This is a genomic window from Amycolatopsis sp. NPDC023774, assembly GCF_040639695.1.
Classification (GTDB): Bacteria; Actinomycetota; Actinomycetes; order Mycobacteriales; family Pseudonocardiaceae; genus Amycolatopsis.
In genome coordinates this window covers 371740-393567 of record NZ_JBFAAJ010000004.1, presented here as the reverse complement: position 1 = coordinate 393567, position 21828 = coordinate 371740, and the positions used below count along the sequence as shown (strand labels likewise).

At 70.2% G+C, this 21828-nt stretch carries 22 protein-coding genes and 4 tRNA genes; 18 read left to right on the top strand and 8 right to left on the bottom strand.

The annotated features are described in order from the left end of the window. The first annotated feature begins 71 nt into the window (after nt 1–71). Nucleotides 72–153 (top strand) — tRNA-Tyr (locus tag AB0F91_RS14195). 37 nt (nt 154–190) lie between these two features. Here the strand turns inward: AB0F91_RS14195 and AB0F91_RS14190 are convergent. Beyond that, complete coding sequence (locus AB0F91_RS14190; RefSeq protein WP_360597621.1) at nt 191–616, bottom strand: TIGR03667 family PPOX class F420-dependent oxidoreductase; 426 nt, start codon at nt 614–616, stop codon at nt 191–193. 115 nt (nt 617–731) lie between these two features. On the opposite strand from AB0F91_RS14190, the gene AB0F91_RS14185 reads away from it, so the two are divergent. The 4 genes from AB0F91_RS14185 (at nt 732) to AB0F91_RS14170 (ending at nt 2632) form a co-directional block, all read left to right on the top strand. Beyond that, complete coding sequence (locus AB0F91_RS14185; RefSeq protein ID WP_360597619.1) at nt 732–1112, top strand: hypothetical protein; 381 nt, start codon at nt 732–734, stop codon at nt 1110–1112. A 29-nt stretch (nt 1113–1141) separates the two neighbouring features. Continuing rightward, a complete protein-coding gene (locus AB0F91_RS14180; RefSeq protein ID WP_360597617.1) occupies nt 1142–1795 on the top strand; it encodes a hypothetical protein in 654 nt (217 codons plus the stop codon). Continuing rightward, nucleotides 1774–2274 (top strand): hypothetical protein, encoded by a 501-nt coding sequence (locus AB0F91_RS14175; protein ID WP_360597615.1) that lies wholly within the window; start codon nt 1774–1776, stop codon nt 2272–2274. The genes AB0F91_RS14180 and AB0F91_RS14175 overlap by 22 nt, the downstream gene beginning before the upstream one ends. Before the next feature lie 73 nt (nt 2275–2347). Further along, on the top strand, nt 2348–2632 hold the full coding sequence (locus tag AB0F91_RS14170) for an MSMEG_0570 family nitrogen starvation response protein (protein ID WP_360597614.1): 285 nt from the start codon (nt 2348–2350) through the stop codon (nt 2630–2632). Between the two features lie 45 nt (nt 2633–2677). On the opposite strand, the gene lon is transcribed toward AB0F91_RS14170, so the two are convergent. The 3 genes from lon to AB0F91_RS14155 form a co-directional block, all read right to left on the bottom strand. After that, entirely contained in the window at nt 2678–5080 is a 2403-nt protein-coding gene (gene lon / locus AB0F91_RS14165; protein WP_360597613.1) for an endopeptidase La, read from the bottom strand. A gap of 912 nt (nt 5081–5992) precedes the next feature. Then, nucleotides 5993–6841 (bottom strand): SAM-dependent methyltransferase, encoded by an 849-nt coding sequence (locus AB0F91_RS14160; RefSeq protein WP_360597612.1) that lies wholly within the window; start codon nt 6839–6841, stop codon nt 5993–5995. Nucleotides 6842–6986: 145 nt separating this feature from the next. Beyond that, nucleotides 6987–7925 carry a GNAT family N-acetyltransferase gene (locus AB0F91_RS14155; protein ID WP_360597610.1) on the bottom strand — a complete coding sequence of 313 codons (939 nt, stop codon included), beginning with the start codon at nt 7923–7925 and terminating at the stop codon, nt 6987–6989. A 252-nt stretch (nt 7926–8177) separates the two neighbouring features. On the opposite strand from AB0F91_RS14155, the gene AB0F91_RS14150 reads away from it, so the two are divergent. The 6 genes from AB0F91_RS14150 to AB0F91_RS14125 all read left to right on the top strand — a co-directional run bounded on the left by AB0F91_RS14150 (nt 8178) and on the right by AB0F91_RS14125 (nt 12410). After that, entirely contained in the window at nt 8178–10811 is a 2634-nt protein-coding gene (locus AB0F91_RS14150; RefSeq protein WP_360597608.1) for an EAL domain-containing protein, read from the top strand. Nucleotides 10812–10890: 79 nt separating this feature from the next. Beyond that, nucleotides 10891–10963 (top strand) — tRNA-Thr (locus AB0F91_RS14145). Nucleotides 10964–11014: 51 nt separating this feature from the next. Next, nucleotides 11015–11087: transfer RNA gene (locus AB0F91_RS14140), tRNA-Met, on the top strand. A 167-nt stretch (nt 11088–11254) separates the two neighbouring features. Beyond that, nucleotides 11255–11419 (top strand): 50S ribosomal protein L33, encoded by a 165-nt coding sequence (gene rpmG, locus AB0F91_RS14135; protein WP_020668467.1) that lies wholly within the window; start codon nt 11255–11257, stop codon nt 11417–11419. Between the two features lie 146 nt (nt 11420–11565). Next, nucleotides 11566–12015 carry a MaoC family dehydratase N-terminal domain-containing protein gene (locus AB0F91_RS14130; protein ID WP_360597606.1) on the top strand — a complete coding sequence of 150 codons (450 nt, stop codon included), beginning with the start codon at nt 11566–11568 and terminating at the stop codon, nt 12013–12015. After that, nucleotides 12012–12410 carry a MaoC family dehydratase gene (locus AB0F91_RS14125; protein ID WP_360597604.1) on the top strand — a complete coding sequence of 133 codons (399 nt, stop codon included), beginning with the start codon at nt 12012–12014 and terminating at the stop codon, nt 12408–12410. The genes AB0F91_RS14130 and AB0F91_RS14125 overlap by 4 nt, the downstream gene beginning before the upstream one ends. A gap of 153 nt (nt 12411–12563) precedes the next feature. On the opposite strand, the gene AB0F91_RS14120 is transcribed toward AB0F91_RS14125, so the two are convergent. Both AB0F91_RS14120 and AB0F91_RS14115 read right to left on the bottom strand, forming a co-directional pair. After that, a complete protein-coding gene (locus AB0F91_RS14120; protein ID WP_360597602.1) occupies nt 12564–13466 on the bottom strand; it encodes an SGNH/GDSL hydrolase family protein in 903 nt (300 codons plus the stop codon). A 57-nt stretch (nt 13467–13523) separates the two neighbouring features. Further along, entirely contained in the window at nt 13524–14429 is a 906-nt protein-coding gene (locus AB0F91_RS14115) for a TIGR03619 family F420-dependent LLM class oxidoreductase (RefSeq protein ID WP_360597600.1), read from the bottom strand. A gap of 459 nt (nt 14430–14888) precedes the next feature. Between AB0F91_RS14115 and AB0F91_RS14110 the strand changes: the two genes are divergently transcribed. From AB0F91_RS14110 to AB0F91_RS14085, 6 genes are all read left to right on the top strand, one after another. Next, nucleotides 14889–14961 (top strand) — tRNA-Trp (locus AB0F91_RS14110). Between the two features lie 32 nt (nt 14962–14993). Further along, nucleotides 14994–15428 carry a preprotein translocase subunit SecE gene (gene secE / locus AB0F91_RS14105; protein WP_360597598.1) on the top strand — a complete coding sequence of 145 codons (435 nt, stop codon included), beginning with the start codon at nt 14994–14996 and terminating at the stop codon, nt 15426–15428. Between the two features lie 79 nt (nt 15429–15507). Next, nucleotides 15508–16428 (top strand): transcription termination/antitermination protein NusG, encoded by a 921-nt coding sequence (nusG, locus tag AB0F91_RS14100; RefSeq protein ID WP_360597596.1) that lies wholly within the window; start codon nt 15508–15510, stop codon nt 16426–16428. Nucleotides 16429–16508: 80 nt separating this feature from the next. Beyond that, entirely contained in the window at nt 16509–16943 is a 435-nt protein-coding gene (rplK, locus tag AB0F91_RS14095) for a 50S ribosomal protein L11 (protein WP_360597594.1), read from the top strand. 82 nt (nt 16944–17025) lie between these two features. Continuing rightward, nucleotides 17026–17745 (top strand): 50S ribosomal protein L1, encoded by a 720-nt coding sequence (gene rplA, locus AB0F91_RS14090; RefSeq protein WP_220246051.1) that lies wholly within the window; start codon nt 17026–17028, stop codon nt 17743–17745. Nucleotides 17746–17815: 70 nt separating this feature from the next. Continuing rightward, nucleotides 17816–18628, top strand: a complete 813-nt coding sequence (locus AB0F91_RS14085) for an alpha/beta hydrolase (protein ID WP_360597593.1) — start codon at nt 17816–17818, stop codon at nt 18626–18628. Here AB0F91_RS14085 and AB0F91_RS14080 read toward each other — a convergent pair. Next, nucleotides 18580–19713, bottom strand: a complete 1134-nt coding sequence (locus AB0F91_RS14080; protein ID WP_360597592.1) for a CoA transferase — start codon at nt 19711–19713, stop codon at nt 18580–18582. The two genes, AB0F91_RS14085 and AB0F91_RS14080, sit on opposite strands and share 49 nt — an antisense overlap. A gap of 162 nt (nt 19714–19875) precedes the next feature. Between AB0F91_RS14080 and AB0F91_RS14075 the strand changes: the two genes are divergently transcribed. Beyond that, nucleotides 19876–20598: a helix-turn-helix domain-containing protein gene (locus AB0F91_RS14075; protein ID WP_360597590.1), complete on the top strand. Its 723-nt coding sequence runs from the start codon at nt 19876–19878 to the stop codon at nt 20596–20598. Here the strand turns inward: AB0F91_RS14075 and AB0F91_RS14070 are convergent. Beyond that, complete coding sequence (locus AB0F91_RS14070) at nt 20525–21361, bottom strand: hypothetical protein (RefSeq protein ID WP_360597589.1); 837 nt, start codon at nt 21359–21361, stop codon at nt 20525–20527. The two genes, AB0F91_RS14075 and AB0F91_RS14070, sit on opposite strands and share 74 nt — an antisense overlap. Nucleotides 21362–21828 lie beyond the last annotated feature (467 nt).

Here is a 21828-nt window from a genome sequence, read left to right as displayed (position 1 = left end):
TGGTGGGGTCCCCGGTTGATCGGCGCGTCGGACCGTTGGGTATCCTTCTACGCGGCCGGTCACCCGGCCATGGCAGGTTACCCAAGCGGCCAAAGGGATCTGACTGTAAATCAGACGGCTCAGCCTTCGGGGGTTCGAATCCCTCACCTGCCACACCAGCCCCCGCGAAGACTCGTGGGGGTTTGTTGTTTCACGAGGTGCTCAGTTTCGTCGGTGTCACCACCACCGCGACGGAGAACAGCTCGGCGAACCGCTCAGGCGTATCGAACAGCGCCGCGATGCGTTCGGTGTACTTGGCCAGGTACGCCGCGTTCCGGTCGGCCGGCGGGGCCGTCGCGGGCGTGGCCGCGCCTTCGATCCGCACGACGTTGCGGCCGAGGTCGGTGACGTCCAGCACCAGGCTGACCTTAGGGTTGGCGGCGATGTTGCGCAGCTTCCGCGTGTCGGGGCGGCTGTAGAGCAGGAAGGTCCCGTCGTCGCGCGTGAGGAACCACACGGGCACGGTGACCGGCTGCCCGTCCGGCCGCACGGTGGTGAGCCACGCCATCAGGTTGTGTTGCAGCCGCGCCTCGACCCGTTCGCGGTCGGCGGGTGGCAGGTGCGTCGCGAGTTCCACAGTGGTCCTTCCCCAGTCGGTACGCCGCGAGGCTAGCGGCGGGGTCCGACAATTTCGGGTGATCAAAGGCCCGACCAGGGGATTCACCCCCGAACGGGATGGCAGACTTCCGGACATGGGCGAGGTCATCGGGTTCCACCCGTTCCGCAGCAGCTTCCCCGCACCCCCGCCGAGCTGGCACGACGCCCACGCCGGCGCCCTCGACGAGTTCGACCACCTCATGATCTACGTGTGCCGCGCGGCGGTGCCGTCCGACGTGGACGTCGAGGACCCGACGTACGAGGCCTGGGACGACTGGGACGTCCAAGCCCTCATCGACGCCCTCGGCGGCCAGGCGCGGCTCGACGAGCTCCTCCTCAACCCCGACACCGCGCCCGCCCTGCTCGCCCGCCTGCCGGAGACGCTGGAGCGCCACCGCCAGGTCGTGATCGACATCGACATCTACTACGCCCTCACCAAGCTCGGCTCCATGCTCGGCCGCGTCGAGGCGACGTAGAGTTAGCGTGACTGGGGGAGGGGTTGCCGTTGAGTTTCGATCTTGCCGTCTGGTTCGCGCCCGCGGAGGTCAGCGCCGCCGAGGCGAAGGCGCGTTATGACCAGCTCGTCGACGCCGAACCAAGCGACGTGAAGCACCCGCAGCTCACCGCGTTCCACCGCGAACTCACGGCGCGCTACCCGGAGCTGGTCGACGACTTCGAGAACTCGCCGTGGGCCGCCGGCTTGGACGTGACCGGATGCGCCGTCGTCATGCCCATCACCTCGCCGCACGCAGAGGTCGCCCGCTTCGTCCTCGCCCTGGCACAACGCCACGGCCTCGTCGCGTACGACCCGCAGAGCGGCGAAGTGCATAACCCCGGCGCGCTCACCCTGACGTCGGCCGACGGCTCCCGCGCCGAAAACCCCGACGCGACCACCATCCGCACCGCCCTGCACCGCCTGTCCCGCACCAACTGGCACGCCGTCCTCGAACGCGACGACGCCTACGTCCAGGTTGGCCGAGGCCGGCACGCGGGCGCCTCCGAAGGCCACTACGCCCTTGAACACCGCGACGGCTCCCCGGACCGCCACTACCGCACCGACGTCACCTCGCTCGACGACGTCGTCACGGTTTTCCTCGCCTTCGCCACCCACGACGACACCTGGCGCACCCACTTCGAGTGGCGCAAGCTCGACTTCTGACGGCGTACCTTCTGGAAGCCGTCATCGCCACGGCCGCCGTCCTTCGCGCGCTCCCCGGGGACCCGGTGATCGTCCCGCTCGGACAGTGCCTTTCGCTCGTCCCGGTCACCAAGGACTACGCCGCCTCGGTCGCCGACCCCGAAGCCCCCGAGCTCGCGCCGTTCCTGGAATTCCCTCGCGGTTTCGAAGAGGTCCTGGCCCGCTGCTCGTGGGCCGGCCCCATCGCCTACGTCGAGGTGGAACTTTTCGGCGGCGACGGCCCGAGCACCGCCCAGGTGTGGGAAGCGGGAGCCGTCGTCTTCGGCCCGATCCACGTCTTCGAAGACGAGCTCGTCAACCCGCCCGAGGGTTCTCCGGTTTCCCAATCCCTCCGCCGCCTGGGCGTCGACGCCGGATCCCACCACGACGAATTCGACTCCGTCGGCCTCGGCCGGCATCGGTTCACCGAACAGTGGCTTCCCCGAGGGCTGTTGCCCTGATCACACAGCCACCTTCGCGCAACACCGGCGAAACGTGCGTGGTGTCCACTCGATGCAACATCGAGGAGGACCCATGCCCGAGGTCGTGTTCCGAGTGCGCTGGCCGGATTCCTCGGTGCAGTGGTGCTATTCACCGTCCACTGTGGTCGAACAGCACTTCGCCGCGGGGGAGGCGTACCCGGTCGCGGAGTTCGTCGAGCGCTCGCGGGCGGCGTTGACGCTCGCGTCGGAGCGGGTGCTCGCGCAGTTCGGCTTCCCGTGCTCGCGGGCCGCGGCGCAGCTGGCCGACATCGAGCGGCGCGCGGAAACCTTTCTAGGAGCAGAAGAACAGGTTGTCGTGGAGGGCTTCGAACAGTGAAAGGCCCCCGTTCCCAACGGAAACGGGGGCCATTCACACGAAAACTCACGCAGCCTGCGGAACCTCCGACGAAGCAGGCGTCAACGCCAGCTCCAGCACCTCACGGACATTCGCCACAGCGTGCACGTCCAGCTGCGACAGCACCTCCGCCGGCACATCATCGAGGTCCGGTTCGTTGCGCTGCGGGATGATCACCGTCTTCATCCCCGCCCGGTGCGCGGCGAGCAGCTTCTGCTTCACCCCACCGATCGGCAGCACGCGCCCGGTCAGCGAGACCTCGCCGGTCATCGCCACGTCGGCGCGCACGACCCGGCCGGACAGCAGTGACGCCAGAGCCGTCGTCATGGTGACGCCGGCCGAGGGGCCGTCCTTCGGCACCGCGCCCGCGGGGACGTGGACGTGGATGCCGCGGTCCTTCAAGTCGCTGACGGGCAGCTCGAGCTCCGCGCCGTGCGAGCGCAGGTACGAGAGCGCGATCTGCACCGACTCCTTCATCACGTCACCGAGCTGGCCGGTGAGCTGAAGGCCCGTCGAGCCGCTTTCCGGGTCGGCCAGCGACGCCTCGATGTAGAGCACGTCGCCGCCCGCGCCGGTCACGGCCAGGCCCGTCGCGACGCCCGGGATGGACGTGCGCTGGGTCGAGGTCGGCAGCGAGGACTCCGGCACGTGGCGCGGGCGGCCCAGGTAGGCCTCCAGGTCGGCCGCGTCCAGGGAAACCGGCAGCGCGGCCTCGTCCAGAGCCACCTTCGTCGCGATCTTGCGCAGCAGCTTGGCGATCGTCCGGTTCGCGTCGCGCACGCCCGCCTCGCGGGTGTACTCGGCGGCGATCCGGCTGAACGCCGCATCGGTGATCACCACGTCGCCGGTCGTGAGGCCGGCGCGCTCCAGCTCGCGCGGGAGCAGGTGATCACGGGCGATCGTCACCTTCTCGTGCTCGGTGTAGCCGTCGAGGGTGACGAGCTCCATGCGGTCCAGCAGCGGACCGGGGATGGTCTCCAGCGCGTTGGCCGTCGCGAGGAACACGACGTCGGACAGGTCGAGCTCCACCTCGAGGTAGTGGTCGCGGAACGTGTGGTTCTGCTCCGGGTCCAGCACCTCCAGCAGGGCGGCCGTCGGGTCGCCGCGGTAGTCGGCGCCGACCTTGTCGATCTCGTCGAGCAGCACGACCGGGTTCATCGAGCCGGCCTCCTTGATGGCCCGCACGATGCGGCCCGGCAGCGCGCCGACGTACGTACGACGGTGCCCACGGATCTCCGCCTCGTCCCGGATGCCACCGAGGGCGACGCGCACGAACTTGCGCCCCATGGCCTTCGCCACGGACTCACCCAGCGAAGTCTTGCCGACCCCGGGAGGGCCCGCGAGGGCGAGCACGGCACCCGAACGGCGTCCGCCGACCGGGCCGAGTCCCGACTCCGCGCGACGCTTGCGCACGGCCAAGTACTCGATGATGCGTGCCTTGACGTCGTCGAGGCCCGCGTGGTCCGCGTCGAGCACGGCGCGCGCGGCGGCGATGTCGTAGACGTCCTCGGTGCGCTCGTTCCACGGCAGTTCGAGGACGGTGTCGAGCCACGTCCGGATCCAGCCACCCTCGGGCGACTGCTCGGAGGTGCGCTCCAGCTTGTCGACCTCGGCCAGCGCGGCCTTCTTGACGTTGTCGGGCAGCTCGGCGGCCTCGACGCGGGCGCGGTAGTCGTCGTCCTCAGCGGTGCCGTCGAGCTCACCGAGTTCCTTGCGGATCGCCTCGAGCTGGCGGCGCAGCAGGAATTCCTTCTGCTGCTTGTCCATGCCCTCCTGGACGTCCTTGCGGATGGTGTCGGTCACCTCGAGCTCGGCGAGGTACTCCTTGCTCCACTCCATGGCCTTCTCGAGCCGCTTGCTCACGTCGAGCGTGGTCAGCAGTTCGAGCTTCTGCTCCGTGGCCAGGTACGGCGCGTTGCCGGCCAGGTCGGCGACCGCGGAGGGCTCTTCGACCTGCTGGACGGCGTCGATCATCTGCCAGCCACCGCGCTGCTGGAGCAGCGAGATGACCACGGCCTTGTACTCCGACGCGAGCTGCGTGGAGCGGTCGTCGGTGAACTCGGTCGCCTCGTCGGCGTGGACCCAGCGCGCGGCGCCGGGACCGTCCGCGATGCGGCCCACCACGGCGCGGCCGGTGCCGCGCAGCAGAACGGCGGCCTTGCCGCCGGGAACCCGGCCGATGCGCTCGACGGTGGCGACCGTGCCGATCTCGGCGTATTCGCCGTGGATGCGGGGGACGATCAGCACTTCGGCCTTGGTGGCCGCGCCGGAGCGGATGCCGGGGAACGACGCCGTTGCGGGCGTCTTGGCCTGAGCGGACTCCACTGCGCCCCGGGTCTCGGCGTCGGTGAGGTCGAGCGGGACCACCATGCCCGGCAGCACGACGTCGTCATCGAGCGGGAGAACGGGCAGGAGGCGGGGATCTGACATGTGCACTCCTCGATTAGTTGAGTCTGCCTTGCTCAACTATCCGTGGGGCGGGTTTGTTTCCCGAGGAGCGTTCGCTGGCAGCGATCAGGCATTCGCGCTGGTCAGAGCACCGTGTGCCCGGTCACGGCTCCGCGATCCCCGCTCCAGGCGAAGGCTCCGTCGCCTGCCGCCATGGTCACGCCTCGACCCGGACAGCGCCCACCGCGCCCGCCCCTCGGCTTTCGCCGACCACTCCGGTCGCCGATCCGACCGGACCCGTGCTGGGACGGCTCCGTGGCCGCCTGCCGCGCGGATCTCATCTCTGGCTCAGACACGGAACGGTGACCACGCGCACCGCGACCACGTGCGGGTAAGCGGCAGCGAGGGGAAAGGCGTCCAGCGACACGGGTAGAAACGGTGCCATGCGGTGATCAACAGTACGCACCGTATTCGACCTGGCGTGCCTATCGGGGCGCCATCCTCGGGCGCAAACCCCCGCCCTCCCAAGGGGGCGTGCCCTTGTCCATTCTATCGGCCGGCCCCGACAAAACCCGTGTTCGAGCCTCTGGCGGGCCGAGTTGTCCACAACTCAGCGTGCCTGTGGGCAACTTTGGCCGAAGAGTTTCGGAGGTCGAAGTCACCGATGCAAGAAGCCGAGGTGAAGGCAGATCCCAGCGGTCGCCGGCACCGTTTCGGGCGACTGCATGCGCGGGCGAGGCCGATCGTGATCAACAGCAGTTCGGGGCGCTGCGCATTGCCAGGCGGCCGCGAGCCACCGCGCCCGACGCCCACCGCGCCCGGCGCCCACCGCGCCCGACGCCCACCGCCCCGCCCGGGTCTCCCGGCCAAGGCGGTTGCCCCCGAGGTACTAGTCCTAGGCGCGCGCGGCCGACGGCTTCTCGACGTCCACCCCGGCCGGCGCGTCCGGCGCGGTCACGGCTTCTCCGCGACCCCGCACCACGCGAACGGTCTGGCCTCGGCCTCCACCGCGTTCAGCTCACGCTCCGGCCGCCAGTCCGGCAGGTGCACGATGCCCGGCTCGAGCAACGGCCAGCCACCGAAGAACGGCAGGATGTCGTCGCGGTCGCGCATCCAGAGGGGGTTGCTGGTCTTGCGGTACTGCTCCACGAACCAGCGCAGGCCTTCGAGCGCCGGGCCGTCGCCGTCGCCCTCGCTCATCTGCGAGATGGACAGCCAGCTGCCCGGTGCCAGCGCGTCTCGGTAGGCCTTGACGAGGCCCTCGGGGTCGTCGTCCGGGCCGACGAAGTGCAGCACCGCCATCATCAACAGACACACCGGCCGGGAGAAGTCGATGAACTCGCGCGTGGTCGGCGAACGCAGCACGGCCTTGGGGTCGCGCAGGTCGGCCTGCAGGATGCCGGCCCAGTCGGTGGCGGCTTCTTCTTCGAGGATCAGCGTCGCGTGGGCCACGGCCACGGGCTCGTAGTCCACGTACAACACGGTGGCGCGGTCGTCGTCGTCCAGCTCGGCCTCGATGACCTCGTGGACGTTGCCGGCCGTCGGCACCCCCGAGCCGAGGTCGATGAACTGCCGGATCCCCGCCTTGAGTGCGGCGCGCACGGTGCGGTTCATGAACTCGCGGTTCTGCTTCGCGCCCGGCCGCACGAGCGGCCACTGCTGCTCCACGCGCCGGCCGAACTCGCGGTCGACGGCCCAGTTCTGCGTGCCGCCGAGATACCAGTCGTAGATCCGCGCCGCCGAGGGCTTCTCGGTGTCCACGCCCTCGGGCGCCTTCGGCGCGGACGCCGGCTGCTCGCTCACGTCGGAACTCCCCTCGTCGCGGAAGGCCAAGCGTAGCGAGCGACAACGACGATCTCCCTCCGGCCGAGCGGCAACACGGGCGCGACGGCGAAATCCCGGTGGTCGAGCTTTCCCTCACCCGCCACCGCGCCACCGGCTAGCTGAGCTAGCGAACCGCCGGCCTCCGCTGCCACCCGGTCCACAACGGCCGATACCCCTGCGCGTACCAAAACGGCGTCGACCGCGGATTCGGCACCGCCGTGTGCAGCAGCACGACATCGGCCCCGGCCTCGTCGAACACCTGGTGCGCGTGGGCCGCCAGGGCCGAACCCACGCCGGCCGACCGGGCCGCCTCCGCGACCGCCAGCGAAGACAGGTACCCGATCCGCGAAGCCGCCGCCCGGTGCTGGATCCACGCCGTCTCGTCAGGCATCTGCAGCACGGCCAGGCCGAGCGCCTGCCCGTACAGCTCGGCGATCCACACTTGCGGCTCCGGGCGCTCCAGCAACCCCAGGAGCTCCTTGCCGACGAGCTCGTCGATGCCGGGCCGCACCGTCACACGGCCGAACTGCGCGTCGTAGCGCTGGAGCTCGAGCATGAGGCGCAGGGCGGTGTCGAGGTCGTCCGGCGTGGCGTGGCGGATGCGCACGCCGGGGGTCGTCGTGGGCCCCGAGGCGGCCATGCGCTGGGCCGGGCGGACGGCGATCACGCCGACGGGGGCGAAGCCGTGGCGCAGCATTTCGGCCACGCCGGCAGTGTCACGGCTGGGCCGGGAGACCACGGCGGAGCACTCGGGATCCCCCGGGCGGGCGATGGTCGACAGGTGTTCATCCCATCGAGTGAGCAACGCATCGAGGCCGGCGGCGGGGTCCGGACCAGCGAGCTGGACCTCGAGCCGGTGCTCGGTCAGGGCCCGCCAGATGGACTGGGCGCTGTCGGGGCCGAGCTCGGTGCTGGTGGCCAGACCGGCCGCCGTCGTGTCTCCTACCTGCACCGACAGGAGAGTGGCGTCGTCGTGGACTTCGAAGGGCCGGGGCACGGGGAGCAGCGCGTCGACCGTGGCGATCCGCGCCGCGTGCCCGGTGGCTGTCACATCGTTGTGCATGTACTTCATTGTCGCCCCGCAGAACTCGGCAGAACCCCTGAACACACTCCGGGCCGCGGAATCAGGCACGAACGGGGAGTTTCACTCCTTGGTCCACGCAGGTCAGCGCCACAAGCCCATTGTTAACCCTGGGGTGATCTCCTACTGTCTCGAAAGGGACACGGGTACGCCCTCCGGGGTACGGTATGGCCCTTGTCCACACCTGACGTCACTGACGAGCGCGACCGGTGGGCAGCCGGGAAGGAAGGTCGGATGCCGGACAGCAACGGCAGGCCTGATGCCGCCCCAGCGGCGAAACAGGCCAAGGGGGGCGCCGTTTCCGGGACCTTCACCGAGGCCCGCACGGACGAACGCCGGTTCCGCATTTACACCTTCGCCGTTCTCGGCCTGGGTCTGATCACCGCGTTCGCGGTCGCTTCCTGGTTGCCTTTTCACGGCTCGGCCAAGCTCTGGTGGATCGGACCAGTGCTGGCGCTCGCGTTCCTGCTCGCCGAACAGCTGGGCATCAACGTTGACGTCCGAAGCGGCATTTCGTGGACGATCTCGTTCACAGAAATTCCGCTGGTAATCGGTTTCTTCGTTGCTCCCTTCGAGGTCGTCCTGGCCGCGCACCTGGTCGCGGGCATCGGCACGCTGCTGGCCCGCAAGGTCGCCGGGCGCGTCCTCTACAACGCGGGCGCGTTCCTGCTCGAGATCACCGGCGCGTTCGCCGTCGCGGGGCTCGTGAAGCAGGCCGTGGGCGGTGGCGAGGCCATGCCCTGGGTCGCCGCGCTGGCGGGCACGCTCACCGCGCCGCTGGTCAGCACGCTGCTCGCGCTGGCCGCCGTGCGCGTGCTGCGCCGCCGCATGCGCGTGAGCACCGCGATCCGGCTCACCGGCCGCATCCTCGTGGTCGGTTTCGTGAACGCATCGGTGGGCCTGAGCGGCTACCTCGTGATCGCGAACACCCCGCAGGCGTGGCCGTTGGTGCTGGCCGTGTTCCTCGGGCTGACCGCGCTGTACTGGGCCTACTCCGACCTGCTGCGCGAGCAGCGGGACATGGAGGCGCTGTCCGACGTCAGCCTCATGGTCGCGCGCTCGGGCCAGCAGGCCGCCGCGCGACCGGCCGGGCGCGCCGACGAGCTCGTGGGCGGCGTCGACGTGCGCGAGTGGGCCACGATCGCCGAGCGGATCAAGGACCAGCTGGCCGCCGGCCGCGTCGTGCTGCGGCTGCGCCTGGAGGCCAAGGACACCATGCGCGTGGTCGTGGCCGGTGACGACCTGCCGCCGGTCGACCCGAACGCCGACGACCCGCTGCAGCGCCTGCCCGGCGCCCACGTGCGCCACTTCCGCATCACCGAGGCCAACCCCGACGTCCGCGCGGCGCTACTCAACCGCGGCGCGCAGGAGGCGCTCGTGGTGCCGCTGCGCAGCGCCAACCAGCTGCTCGGCGTCGTCGAGGCCCACGACCGGCTCTCCCGCTGGCGCGGCTTCGGCAAGTACGACGTGCAGCTGCTCGGCACGATGGCCAGCCACCTTGCGACGTCGCTCGACAACCGGCGCCTGCTCGCGACCCTGCGCCACGACGCCTACCACGACCCGCTCACCGGCCACCTCAACCGGCCGGGCTTCCAGCAGGTCGCCAAGGAGCCGTTGCGCGACTTCGCCAACGCCGTGGTGCTGCGGATCGACCTCGACGTCTTCTCGACCGTCAGCGACGCGCTGGGTTACTCGTGGGCCGACCGCATGGTGATCGCCGCCGGCCGCCGGATCCGCGACGCGCTGGGCCCGGACGTGCCGCTCGCGCGGCTGGAGGGGGCGTCGTTCGCCGCCCTGCTCGTGGGCTGCACGCCGGAGAACGCCCACGCCGCGGCCGAACGCCTGCGCGTGCAGCTCTCGGCGCCCTACCCCGTCGACCGGCTTTCGGTCGAGGCCAACGCGATGATCGGCTACGCCACCACCTCCGTCGAGGACGGCGGCGAACCCGTGGACGTCGACGGCCTGCTGCAGCGCGCGGACGTCGCCGTCCGCGCCACCCGCGGCGGCGAAGAGGTCCGCGGCTACGTGCCGAGCATGGGCCAGATCTTCCTGCGTCGCTTCCAGATGGTGACGCAGTTCCGGCAGTCGCTGGAGGACGGGCACGTGTCCGTGCACTACCAGCCGAAGATCACGCTGCCGAACCGTCAGGTGCAGGGCGTTGAGGCGCTCGTGCGCTGGGTGCACCCGGAGTTCGGCCGGCTCGGCCCGGACGAGTTCGTGCCCGCCATCGAGGCGGCCGGCCTGATCGGCGTGCTGACGTCGTTCGTGCTCGAGGCTTCGCTCAAGCGCGTGCGCAAGTGGCTCGACGAGGGCCTGCGCATCTCCGCGGCCGTGAACCTTTCCGTGCGCAACCTGGCCGACGAGGACTTCCCGGCGAAGGTGCAGCGCGAGCTGGAGCGCTACGACGTGCCGCCCGAGCTGCTCACGTTCGAGCTCACCGAATCCGGTGTGATGTCCGACCCGCAAAAGGCCCTCCCGATCCTGCGCGAGCTGCACTCGCTGGGCATCGTGCTGGCCGTGGACGATTTCGGCACGGGCTACTCGTCACTCGCGTACCTGCGGCAGCTGCCGGTGGACCAGGTGAAGATCGACAAGAGCTTCGTGCTCGGCATGGGCACCGACCTCGGCGACCTCGCTGTGGTGCGCTCGATCGTCGAACTGGGGCACTCGCTGGGCCTCACGGTGGTCGCGGAGGGCGTCGAAGAGGACGTCGCGCGCGACCAGCTGGAGGCGATGGGGTGTGACGTCGCCCAGGGATACCTGATCTCGCGGCCGCTGCCCGAGGACCGGCTGGAGGCCTGGCTGCAGGCCCGCACAGCGCGGTCGCCGGGCCGGCACTCGGAGACGGTCTTGACCCTGCTGACCTGAGGTTTTTCGTTAAGGGGACCCCGGTTGCACGGCCGGGTGAACCGGGTTGGTAATCTTTGCAAGCCCTCGCAAGAGGCAGGCCCCTTTAGCTCAGTCGGCAGAGCGTCTCCATGGTAAGGAGAAGGTCTACGGTTCGATTCCGTAAAGGGGCTCTCGACCTCTAGCCGCGTCACGCCCGCGTGTCGCGGCTTGGGTCATGTAAGGGCGGTGTAGCTCAGTTGGCAGAGCAAGCGGCTCATAATCGCTGTGTCGCCGGTTCAAGTCCGGCCACCGCTACGCAGCTGAGGGGATTGTGCTCGCAGAACGCGCGAGCCACAGCCGCTCCGCTTGAACCCTGGGGGTCGAACCCCCAGACCCCCGCCAGGGGGCAAGCCCCCTGGACCCCCGCGTCGTGCGGCTAGCGGCGCGGGTGCGGGTTCGGTACTGAGAGAGAAGGAAACGCTGTGGCTGCCACCGACGTGCGACCCAAGATCACGCTGGCGTGCGAGGAGTGCAAGCACCGCAACTACATCACCAAGAAGAACCGGCGCAACGACCCGGACCGCTTGGAGATGAAGAAGTTCTGCCCGAACTGCGGTACGCACCGGACTCACAAAGAGACCCGCTGACGTCAGCGGTTCTCGTCCAGCTTCGAACAGCCGTCCCGGCCCAGCGCCGAGGCGGCTTTTCGCTGTTCAGGGCCAGTTCCGGGCGGGCTGAGGGCAGGCCCCGGGGACCTCTCGGACAACCGGTTCGGGTCGGCTAGCCTCAGCGGGTGCCTTTGGACCAGTCGTTCGCCGGGCGGAGCTACCCGCCCGCCGGAAAGTACGCAGTGAGCCGCGAGAAGATCCTCGAGTTCGCCGAGGCGATCGGGGACCCGAACCCGATCTACCGCGACCCGGAGGCGGCTCGCGCGGCCGGTTTTCCGGACGTGGTCGCGCCCCCGACGTTCCTCACGCTCCTGAACCTGCCCAAGGTCAACGGGATCGTGGCCGACCCGGAACTCGGGCTCGACTACTCGCGCATGGTCCACGGCGACCAGGGCTTCACCTACGAGCGCCCCGTGCACGCGGGCGACGTGCTGGAGATCGGCGCGACCATCGACAACATCATGGCCCGTGCCGGCAACGACTTCATCAACGTCAGTGCCCGGATCACCGACGCCGACGGCAAGCTGGTTTGTACCACCCGCGCGCAGCTCGTGGTGCGAGGGGAGAACGCGTGAACGTCGGCGACGAACTGCCCTCGCTGCAGGTGCGCGTCACGCGCGAGCAGCTGGTCCGCTACGCGGGCGCCGCGCTGGACTTCAACCCGATCCACTGGAACGAGCGTTTCGCCAAGGAAGTCGGCCTGCCCGACGTGATCGCCCACGGCATGCTCACCATGGCCCTGGCCGGCCGCGTCGTCACCGACTGGCTCGGCGACCCCTCGCGCCTGCTGGACTTCAGCGCCCGCTTCACCCGCCCCGTCGCGGTGCCCGACGACGCCGAGGGCGCCCTCGTCGAACTGGCCGGCAAGGTCGGCGCGATCTCAGACGACGGTGTCGCCCGCCTGGACCTGGTCGTGAAGTTCGACGGCAAAACCGTGCTGGGCAAACCGCAGGCGCTCGTCCGCGCCTGACCCCGGCCCCGCGCTCCCCAATGTGGCGTTGGTTGCTCCATCCATGCCCCCCGCCACCACCCTCAACGGAGGCGCTGCGCGCCCAGGCCCCATTCAACGCACCCAATGCGGCGTTCGGTGCGTTGAGCGCACCGAACGCCACATTGGGGCGCGTCAGCTCACCACCGGCTCGACGGCCGTCGCCATCCCCGCTTCGCCCTTCGCGTTGGGGTGCAGCGGGGCCGCGGCCGACGTCGGTACCAGGCCCTCCACCCAGCGCGTGCCCGAGCCCGTGCACACGTCGTGGCCCTTGCTGGGCCCGGCCGTGTCGGCGTAGCCCGCGTTGTGGGCTTTGGCCTGCTCTTCGAGCACGTCGTTGAGGTGCTTCAACGAGTCACGCAGGTACGCGACATCGCCGGAACCGACGGGGATCGCGGGCCAGCAGCCTTCGCCGTCGGGCAGCACGGTGGGGTAGCCGACCACGACCACCCGGGCCTTCGGGGCCTGGGCGTGGATCTTGTCGAGCACCGCGCCGAGCTTGCCCGCCACGGCGTCGATGCGGTCCGACAGCTGGTCGTGGCCGCCCGCGGTGAGGCGCTCGTGGCAGGGCGCGCCGTCGCGGTGCGAGGTGGTGCAGCTGGCTGCCAGCGCGATGAACCCGACGTCGTTGCCCCCGATGCCCAGCGTCACGAGCGTGGTCGCCGACGTCACGGAGTCCAGCTGCGGCGGGTTCGTGCCGTTGTGGGTCGGCTGGGAGCCGGTGAGGTCCGCTGTGGTGGCGCCGCTGCAGCTGGCGTCCACGAACTGCGCCGGCTTGATCTTCGCGGCCACCAGGTGGGGGTAGTTGTTGTCCGAACGGTCGCAGCCCGCGGGCGTGCCCGCCGCCTTCCCCGTGCGCGGCGCGGAGGTGTACGAGTCGCCGAGCGCCACGTAGCGGCCCGTACCGCCTCCAGTGCCGGCGCCGTCCGGCGGCTCGGTCGAGGACCCGTGCTTCGAGTTGTAGTACCCCACCCCGAGCAGCGCGATCACCACCACCACGATCAGCAACCCGCATCCGCCGCTCTTCTTCGCCGCCACCTGATTGTTTCTACCGGTCCGCGACCCTGTGTGACGACGGGTATCCGGGTGAGACGCCTATCGGTCCACGGCGGCGCGCAGCTGGTCGGCCAGCTCCAGCGCGTGCTCGACGCCGTCGGCGATGTAGTGCAGGTCCACGAATGCCTCGGTGAACCCCTCGTCGGCGGCACCCTTCAGCGCCGACGCGAGGTCGGTCACGGTCACCACGGATGTGCCCTCGCGCGGGTTGACGCGCAGCGGGCGCCGCAGCGTCGCCGGGTCCCGGCCGGCTTCGGTGGCCGCGTCGGCGATCACCGACCACATCCGGTGCAGGTACGGCGCGGGCAGCAGCGTCGGGAGCCAGCCGTCGGCGCTCGTGCCGACGCGGCGCAGGGCGCGTTCGGACATGCCGCCGAGCAGGATCGGCGGGTGCGGGTTCTGCGCGGGCCGCAGCCCGACGTGCGACTCGGGGATCTGCCAGCGCTCGCCGTCGTGGCCCGCGGGGTCGGCGGTCCAGAGCGTGCGCAGGACCTGGATCAGCTCGTCGAGGCGCCCGCCGCGCCCCGCCCACGGCGCGCCGGCGGCGGTGTACTCGTCGCGCAGCCAGCCGAGGCCGAACCCGGCGTCGAGCCGGCCGCCGGAGAGTAGGTCGAGCGACGTGAGCGTCCGAGCGAGCAGCACGGGCGCGTAGACGGGCGCCGAGAGCGTGCTCATGCCCAGCCGTGCGGTCTTCGTGGCACCGGCGGCGGCCGTCAGCGCGACGAACGGGTCGACGAAGTGGATGAACTCCGGCGGGTACGGCCGCTCCGGCGTCCCGCCTCCCGGGTACAGGTCCGAGGGTTCGAGGGGGGTGAGCACACGGTCACCAACCCACAGCGAAGCGTAGCCGATCTCCTCGGCCGCGGCGGCGAATCCGGCGATGGCAGTGGGGTCGGCGAGCTTGCCGTACTGCGGCAGTGCGAGTCCGAGTCGCAACGCGTTCACCGGGCCTCCTCGGGGACGACTTTCCTTGCGGGACAACGAAGATCAGGCGCTGAGCCGGGGACCTCGCTGGGGATCGCCGGATTCTCGGGCGGGGTGCCGGAATTTCCTCGGTGCGGCAAGGTTTTCCGGCGGCTTCCGAAGTGCCCCGCGAATACGGGATGAACGACCGCGGAATCCGCGTCGACCACCGGGCGGAGGGTCGTTTCCGGATTAATCGCGGACGGGCGCATGCGGCCATCCTGGCACGGCCTGGCGGCGCCCGCCGGGCACGTTCCCGGCACGCTGGAGCAGGGCGCCGGGGGGCCGATGCGAGGGCGCCCGACCAACGAGGGGGGCGCGGTTGCGGGCCTCGATCCGGCTTGCCGTAGACTTCGGAACTCGGAACGCACTACGGTCATCCCCGCTGGATGGTGGGGACGATGGAATGCGTCCTCCGGAGCCTGGGCGACCAGGTTCCACAGGGGTGTAGCTCAATTGGCAGAGCAGCGGTCTCCAAAACCGCAGGTTGCAGGTTCAAGTCCTGTCACCCCTGCGTACGGGTACTGGTGGAGCGGAGGAGTGGTCGTGAGCGACAGCGACGCCAGCGGCGAGCACGAGCAGGACGCGTCGGGCGAGAAGCCCGGGGTCGAGTCCCGCCCGGCGACCGCCGCGGCTCGGCGCGAGCGCCGCGCTTCCGCCCGCCCGTCCGGCAAGTCCGAAGCGCGTTCGGGCGGCACGCGGCCGTCCGGCAAGGCGGGCGACAAGGTCGCGAAGCCCGCCGACGCCAAGGGTGCGCCGACCCCGAAGCGGGACCAGAAGCCGAAGAAGGCGTCGGTCTTCGCGCGGATCATGCGGTTCGTCCGCGAGGTCTGGGCGGAGCTGCGCAAGGTCATCTGGCCCAACCGCAAGCAGATGGTCACCTACACCGCGGTCGTGCTGGTGTTCGTGGTGTTCATGGTGGCCCTCGTGAGCGGCCTCGACCTGGCCTTCAAGCAGGTCATCGGGCTGGTCTTCGGCTGACGCCGAAGAGGCGCGCCACCGTGCGCCGCGCGGGCCGGCCTGCCCGAGCCCGGCAAGTGATCAACTGAGAGGACGGAACGTGACCTCCGACAACGGCACAGGAGCCGGTCGCGACCTGACCGAGCTTTCCGACGAGCAGGTGCACGCGGCACTCGGCGACGAGGAGTCCGCTCACCTCGAGCCCGTCGAGGTGCCCGACGCCGGCGAAGAGGTCGACGCAGCCGTCGAAGACAGCGCTGACGAGAGCGCCGACGACGAAGCCGACACCGAGGCTGACGACAGCGAAGCCGAAGCCGACGCCGGGACCGACGAAGCCGTCGTGACCGACGAAGCCGTCGTGACCGACGAAGCCGTCGAGGCCGAGCCGGCCGCCGAGTCCGACGACCCGGTCGCCGCGCTGCGCGCCGAGTTGCTGGCCGCGCCGGGCGAGTGGTACGTCGTACACAGCTACGCCGGGTACGAGAACAAGGTCAAGACCAACCTCGAGACCCGCACCACGACGCTGGACGTCGAGGACTACATCTTCCAGATCGAGGTTCCGACCGAAGAGGTCACCGAGATCAAGAACGGCCAGCGCAAGCAGGTGCAGCGCAAGGTGCTGCCCGGCTACATCCTGGTCCGGATGGACCTGAACGACGCCTCGTGGAGCGCGGTGCGCAACACGCCGGGCGTCACCGGGTTCGTCGGCGCGACCTCGCGCCCGTCGCCGCTCACCGTGGACGAGGTGCTGAAGTTCCTCGCGCCGCAGGTCGAGAAGGAAGCCCCGGCGAAGGCCGGCAAGGGCGAGGCCGCCGCGGCGTCCACGCCGTCCGGTGGCGGCGCCGTCGAGGTCGACTTCGAGGTCGGCGAGTCGGTCACCGTCATGGACGGCCCGTTCGCCACGCTGCCCGCGACGATCTCCGAGGTCAACGTCGACGGACAGAAGCTGAAGGTCTTGGTGTCGATCTTCGGCCGGGAGACCCCGGTCGAGCTCTCGTTCACCCAGGTCTCCAAGATCTGACGGTCGGGAATACCGACCGGCAGTCCCCGCGTACTGGCAGGTGTGCGGGGGACTCACGTCAGTAAGAAGGACACAAGGTAATGCCACCCAAGAAGAAGAAGCTTGCGGCGATCATCAAGCTGCAGATCAAGGCGGGCCAGGCCAACCCGGCCCCGCCGGTCGGCCCGGCGCTGGGCCAGCACGGCGTCAACATCATGGAGTTCTGCAAGGCCTACAACGCCGCGACCGAGTCGCAGCGCGGGGACGTCGTCCCGGTCGAGATCTCCGTGTACGAAGACCGGTCGTTCGACTTCAAGCTGAAGACGCCGCCGGCCGCCAAGCTGCTGCTCAAGGCTGCGGGCGTGGAGAAGGGCTCCGGCGAGCCGCACAAGATCAAGGTCGCCAAGGTCACCTGGGACCAGGTCCGCGAGATCGCCAAGACCAAGGAGACCGACCTCAACGCCCACGACATCGACCAGGCGGCGAAGATCATCGCCGGCACCGCCCGCTCCATGGGCATCACGGTCGAGGGCTGAAGCTCTCAACGCACCACCGTGGGAGAGCCAAGTGCTGGCTCGTCACCACACTGATCCGTCTTGACGAAGTAAGGACAGAAGCATGACCAAGCACAGCAAGGCCTACCGCCAGGCTGCCGAGCTGATCGACAAGGAGCGTCTCTACGCTCCGCTCGAGGCCGCGAAGCTGGCGAAGGAGACCTCCAAGACCAAGATGGACGCGACCGTCGAGGTCGCGATGCGTCTCGGTGTGGACCCGCGCAAGGCCGACCAGATGGTCCGCGGCACCGTGAACCTGCCGCACGGTACCGGTAAGACCGCTCGCGTCATCGTCTTCGCCGTCGGCGACAAGGCCGCCGAGGCCGAGGCCGCTGGTGCGGACGCGGTCGGCACGGACGAGCTGATCGAGCGCATCCAGGGTGGCTGGCTCGACTTCGACGCCGCCATCGCGACGCCGGACCAGATGGCCAAGGTGGGCCGCATCGCCCGCATCCTCGGCCCGCGTGGCCTGATGCCGAACCCGAAGACCGGCACGGTGACCCCCGCGGTCACGAAGGCCGTGCAGGACATCAAGGGCGGTAAGATCAACTTCCGCGTCGACAAGCAGGCCAACCTGCACCTGGTGATCGGCAAGGCGTCGTTCGACACCGAGAAGCTGGTGGAGAACTACGCGGCCGCGCTGGACGAGATCCTGCGCGCCAAGCCGTCGTCGGCCAAGGGCCGCTACGTCAAGAAGATCACCTTCACCACCACGATGGGCCCGGGCATCCCGGTCGACCCGCTGCGGACGCGCAACCTCCTCAGCGAGGACGCGGCCGTCTGAGTCGCACATCACGCGAAAGGGCGGTCACGCAATGTGCGTGGCCGCCCTTTTTTCGTGTCTCATGGACACTATGCCGACGACGACGTTCACCGCTCCCGACGGGCTCCGCCTGAGCTACACGGTGTGGGAAGGCGACGGCCGGCACCGTCGCCCGGTCGTGCTGCAACACGGCTTCGCGGCGGACGCCCATGTGAACTGGGTCGGCACCGGCGTCGTCCGCACCCTGGTCGAGGCGGGGTTCACCGTGATCGGCCTCGACGCCCGCGGTCACGGCGCGTCGGACAAACCCCACGACCCGGCCTGCTACGGCCAGGACGTGATGGCCCGGGACGTGTCCGCCCTGCTCGACGAGCTGGATCTGGACGAGGTTTCCCTCGCCGGCTACTCGATGGGCGCCATCGTCGCCCTCCTCGTGGCCACCGCGGACAAGCGGGTGCGCTGCCTGGCCACCGGCGGCGTCGGCGCGGGCATCATCGACTTCGGCGGCGTCGACACGCGCGTGGTCGAGCCCGAACAGCTCGCCGACGGCCTCCTCGCCGACGACCACGCCGACGTGCCCGCCCAGGTCCGCCCCTTCCGCCGCCTCGCCCGCCGCACGGGCGGCGATGTCGACGCCCTGGCCGCCGTTCTGCGCGCCTCACGCCGCACATCCATCCCCTTGACCGAGGTCACCGTCCCCACCCTGATCCTCGCCGGCGAACGCGACCAGCTCGCGGCCCAGCCCGAGCGCCTCGCCATCGGCATCGCGGGCGCCCGCCTGGTCCGCGTCCCGGGCGACCACATGACGGCCGTCGCGGACCCCGCGTTCGCCCTGGCGCTGGCCGACTTCTTCGCCTACTCGGACACGGGGGAGACGAGGTTCGCGATGTCCTCGCCGGCGTAGCCGAGCTCCGCGAGCAGCTCCCTCGTGTGCTCACCGCGCGCGGGCGTGTGGCGGCGCACCGACGCCGGCGTGTCCGACAGGATCATCGGCGGCCCGACCTGGCGGTACGTGCCCTCCGTCGGGTGCTCGGCGGGCGAGACGAGGCCGCTGCCCGTGTAGTACGGGTCGGTCTCCACGTCTTCCAGCTCCAGCACCGGTGCGAACGGGATGGACAGCTCGGCGCAGATCTTCTGCCACTCCGCTGTGGTCTTCTCGACCGACAGCTTGCCGATCTCGTCGTACAGCTCGCCGTAGTGCTTCGCGCGGCTCGCGGGGTCGCCGAACCGCGGGTCGGTGGCGAGGTCTTCGCGTCCGGCCGCGCGGAAGAAGTCGGCGATGTTCTTCTCGGTGTAGGGCAGGACGCAGGCCCAGCCGTCGGCCGTCCGCGCGGCCTGGTGGCCCTCGGTCATCGACCGGTTGAAGCCCATCGGCCCGATCGCGGGCCCGAACGTGTGGCCCGCGAGGTGCTCGACGAGGTTGAACGCCAGCATCGTGTCGGCCATCGGCACCTCCACGCGCTGGCCGCGGCGGGTCGTGCGCTGGTGCACCACAGCGGCGAGCACGGAGTACACGATGGTGAGCGCGCACAGCTTGTCGGCGAGGATCGTCGGCGCGTAGGTGGGCGTGCCGGTCGCGCGGCGCATCAGGTCGGCCATGCCGGACGACGCCTGCACGATCTCGTCGTAGGCGGCGAGGCCCGCGCGGTCGGAGTCGGTGCGGAAGCCCTGCGCGTTGCAGTAGACGAGCCGCGGGTTGAGCTCCGCGAGCTGCTCGTAGTCCAAGCTGAGGCGCCGCAGCGCGCCGGGGTGCATGTTGGTGACCAGCACGTCAGCGGTCTTCACCAAGCGGAGGAAGGCGTCGTGGCCGGCGGCCGACTTCAGGTCGAGCTCGACGCTGCGCTTGTTGCGGTTGACGTTGAGCGCGAGCGCGCCCATGCCGTCGTGGCGCTGGGGGTGGGTACGGCGGGTGCTGTCGCCCGCGGGTGACTCGACCTTGACCACGTCGGCCCCGAGGTCGCCCATGATCTGGGTGGCGTAGGGGCCCATGACCACGGACGAAAGGCGATCACGCGGATGCCGTGCAGGGCGCCTTCGGACACTTCGTGCCTCCTTGATCGATTGGCTCTCCCATTAAGTTAGGTAGGCTAAGTATGCTACGCAATGTGATACTCTGCTTCCTATATGGGTATTCGACAACATCACCGCACGGTGGACCGCGTCGCCGCGATCCTCGAGGCGGTCGCGAACAGTGCTTCGGGGCTGACGCTCACGCAGCTCGCGGCGCGGCTCGATGCACCGGTGTCGTCGGTGCAGAAGCTGGTGAACGGCCTGGCCGCCGTCGGGTACCTCGATGAGCAGGAGCGGCACTTCGTGCTCGGCCCGGCGCCGCACGTGCTCACGGTGCGCTCCGGCCGCGTGCCGGTGCGGTCGGTGTCGCACGAGTCGCTGGCCGAGCTGAGCGTGGCCGCCGGGTGCGCAGCGCTGCTCGCGGTGCAGGTGGGCGACAACGCGGTGTACGTCGATTGGGCCGGCACCGACGAGCCGTTCGACTACGCGCTTTCCCGGTCTCTTCGCTCCGCGCTCCCGCGCACGGCGGCGGGGCGCGTGCTGCTCGCTTCACTGCCGGAAGCCGACCGTCGCGCGGTGGTGGCGCAGGAGCCTGACACCCGCACGGGGGTCGACCTGCTTGCGGAGGCGGCGGAGATTCGCGCGCGGGGCTACGCCGTGGTCGACTCCGGGCACGCCATGGAGACGATGGCCGCGGTGGCCGTGCCCGTCACGGAGTCGGGGCGCGTGGTGGCGGCCGCGGCGCTGGCCGCACCGTCCGAAGTGGTCGCTGCGCGGCTGCCGGAGCTGGTCAGGTCGTTGGGGGAGTGGAGTTCGAGGGTGACGGCGGCCCGCACTTCTCCGGCCCCGGCGAGTGGCCCGTGATCAGCCACTGACCTTTGTCCACTTGGGACACGGTGAAGACGCCGAGCGCCGGGCCGCCGGAAATGGCGTAGTCGCACGAGTCGATGGTCACCACGCCCGCGGGCGGGGCGCCGGAGACGTACGAGGGCAGGGATTCGGCGTAGTCGTTCTGGTTGGTGACCTGCGCGTGCAGCTTCTCGACGGCCACCTTGCAGTCGGGCTGGCCGACGTCCTGGGCGAACTTGGTCTGGACGGGCTCGTCGAACCGGCCGCACGCGTCTTCGACCCGGCCCTGCGCGATGTTGTGGTAGACGAAGCGGACGGCCTCGTACGGGTTTGTCGAGAAGATGTGGTTCGTGTGGTAGGTCCCGCCGCCCTCGGCCGCGATCTGGGCGGAGGACTTGCCGTCGTCGCTGGGGAAGTAATGGCGGTAGGCCCACGTGGCCGCGATTCCGAGGATCACCAGCACGATCACCCAGCCCAGGACCTTCCCGCCGAGGCGCTTGAGCCAGCGGGGGACCGGGCGGCGACGGCGGGGTTCCTCGTACGGCGCCAACGCTCCCGGCGGGCCCGGGGGTACGGGCGGCTGCCGGCCCTGCTGGGTCTGCGGCTGGCGGGTGCCCGCGGGGACGAGGCCGGCGTCGGGCATCGGAGCGGGTTGTTTGCCTTGCTGGGCCTGGGTGAAGCGGAGGTAGTCCTGGAACTGCTGGAACTGGCGGAACTGCTCGAGCTGCGCGGCATCCAGCTGCGGCTCTCCGGGAGCGGGCTGGGAAGGCTGGGGCAACGCGGGGAGGTGGGCAGACTCCGCGCCAGGCGGCTGCGAATCCGACGGCAGGCTGTTCTGCTGCCCGGACGGCTGTGGCAGCGGGAACCCTGGTGCCGGAGTCCGGCCGTTCTGTGCGGACGCGGACAGCTGCGAACCCGGCGGCAACCCGTGCTGAGGCGCCCCAGGCGCCGGAGGCTGCTGTGAGCCTGGCCGGCCCTCAGAACCAGATTGCCCCGAGAGCTGCGGCCACCCGCCCGGAACCGGTCGCGTGCCGTCGGCAGGTCGGGGGCCGGGGCCGGTGGGGTTGTCCGGCTGTCCGTGATCACGCTGCTCCGCCACGTCACCAATGATGCCCGCTCGTCGGCGAATCCCCGAGTCCGGGCGGCTTGTCGCTGGTCAGGCAGGGGGTGGGCGAAAGGCCGGAAAGCCCTCACGTATAGTTGGCGACGGTTCTACCGAAGACCGCTGGTTTTCCGGGTGCTCCA

Excerpts from the sequence above, each read along its gene's own strand:
- AB0F91_RS14185 (WP_360597619.1), top strand. The coding sequence starts at position 732 with ATGGGCGAGGTCATCGGGTTCCACCCGTTCCGCAGCAGCTTCCCCGCA.
- AB0F91_RS14170 (WP_360597614.1), top strand. The coding sequence starts at position 2,348 with ATGCCCGAGGTCGTGTTCCGAGTGCGCTGGCCGGATTCCTCGGTGCAG.
- lon (WP_360597613.1), bottom strand. The coding sequence starts at position 5,080 with ATGTCAGATCCCCGCCTCCTGCCCGTTCTCCCGCTCGATGACGACGTC.
- AB0F91_RS14155 (WP_360597610.1), bottom strand. The coding sequence starts at position 7,925 with ATGCACAACGATGTGACAGCCACCGGGCACGCGGCGCGGATCGCCACG.
- AB0F91_RS14150 (WP_360597608.1), top strand. The coding sequence starts at position 8,178 with ATGCCGGACAGCAACGGCAGGCCTGATGCCGCCCCAGCGGCGAAACAG.
- rplK (WP_360597594.1), top strand. The coding sequence starts at position 16,509 with ATGCCACCCAAGAAGAAGAAGCTTGCGGCGATCATCAAGCTGCAGATC.
- rplA (WP_220246051.1), top strand. The coding sequence starts at position 17,026 with ATGACCAAGCACAGCAAGGCCTACCGCCAGGCTGCCGAGCTGATCGAC.
- AB0F91_RS14085 (WP_360597593.1), top strand. The coding sequence starts at position 17,816 with ATGCCGACGACGACGTTCACCGCTCCCGACGGGCTCCGCCTGAGCTAC.
- AB0F91_RS14080 (WP_360597592.1), bottom strand. The coding sequence starts at position 19,713 with ATGGGCCCCTACGCCACCCAGATCATGGGCGACCTCGGGGCCGACGTG.